Genomic DNA, 1,315 nt, shown 5'->3' on the forward strand with positions numbered 1-1,315 from the left:
GCCTGACCGAGGCCGGCCTCGCGATCGGCCTGCCGCAATGGAAGGTGCTTCTCTACATCGTCGGCCCGCTCGCCTTCCGCCGGCTGATCCCGCCGCTCGGCAACCAGTTCATCGTCTCGCTGAAGGACACCTCGCTCTTCATCGTCATCGGCGTCGGCGAGCTGACCCGGACCGGTCAGGAGATCATGGCCTCGAACTTCCGCGCGGTGGAGATCTGGACCGCCGTCGCCATCCTCTACCTCGTCATGACCGGCACGCTGACGCTGACCCTGCGGCTGATCGAAAAGCGCATGAGGATCCTGTGAGCATCATCGAGTTCCACAAGACCTCCAAGCACTTCGGCACGCTGACGGTGCTCGACGAGGTCGACCTCTCCATCGACGTCGGCGAGGTGGTCGTGCTGATCGGCCCCTCCGGCTCCGGCAAGTCGACGCTTCTGCGCTGCATCAACGGTTTGGAGCAGATCACCGGGGGCGACCTCGTCGTCGACGGAATCTCGGTCAAGGCCGGCACGCGCCAGCTTCGGCAGATCCGCCAGGAGGCCGGCATGGTCTTCCAGCAGTTCAACCTCTTCCCGCAGATGACCGCGCTCGAGAACGTCGCCTTCGGCCCCCGCAAGGTCCGCGGCCTTGGCAAGGCGGAGGCCGAGGCGCAGGCGATCGAGCTCCTGAAGAAGGTCGGCCTCGCCGAGCGAGCGAATCACCTGCCCTCGGCGCTCTCGGGCGGCCAGCAGCAGCGCGTCGCCATCGCCCGAGCGCTCGCCGTCCGCCCCAAGGTCATGCTCTTCGACGAGCCGACCTCGGCGCTCGACCCCGAGCTGAAGCAGGAGGTGCTGAACGTCATGCGCAGCCTCGCGCAGGAGGGGATGACCATGGTCGTCGTCACCCACGAGATGGCCTTCGCGCGGCAGGTCGGCACGCGGCTCATCTTCATGGAGCACGGCAAGATCTCCGTCGACGGCCACCCCGCGGAGATCCTCTCCCGCCCGCCGAGCGACCGCCTGAAGGACTTCCTCCAGCATGTCGAATGAGCGGGCCCTCGGCTGGGTCCGCCTCGGCGGCGCGCCCCGGGAGATCGGCCGCGCCCTCGGCCGGGCCGGCCGCGACGCCGTCCACCGCCACCTCCTGCCCTCGGCGCCCTGGGCCGAGATCACCGCGCCGCGCCACGCCGCCCGCGTCGCCCGCCTCGCCGCGGCGACGCGCGCCCGCTTCCCCTCCGTCCTCGCCGAGATCGAGGGGCTGGCCGAAGGCCTCGGCCTGCCCTTCGCGCAGGTGATGGCCTGGAACAGCCGCGGCGACCTGCGCGCCGCCGCGCC

At 70.3% G+C, this 1,315-nt stretch carries 3 protein-coding genes; all 3 read left to right on the top strand.

Annotated elements, in window-relative coordinates; translation table 11 throughout:
- Window positions 1–305, top strand: a 305-nt coding sequence (locus Q0112_RS02130; RefSeq protein WP_297970774.1) for an ABC transporter permease subunit, incomplete at its 5' end; no start/stop codon positions are given.
- Window positions 302–1,030 carry a glutamine ABC transporter ATP-binding protein GlnQ gene (gene glnQ / locus Q0112_RS02135; protein WP_297970776.1) on the top strand — a complete coding sequence of 243 codons (729 nt, stop codon included), beginning with the start codon at window positions 302–304 and terminating at the stop codon, window positions 1,028–1,030. The genes Q0112_RS02130 and glnQ, both read left to right, overlap by 4 nt.
- Window positions 1,020–1,315, top strand: a 296-nt coding sequence (locus Q0112_RS02140; protein WP_297970779.1) for a hypothetical protein, incomplete at its 3' end; no start/stop codon positions are given. The genes glnQ and Q0112_RS02140, both read left to right, overlap by 11 nt.

Origin of the sequence: uncultured Amaricoccus sp., from assembly GCF_937858865.1 — a bacterium.
GTDB lineage: Bacteria > Pseudomonadota > Alphaproteobacteria > Rhodobacterales > Rhodobacteraceae > Amaricoccus.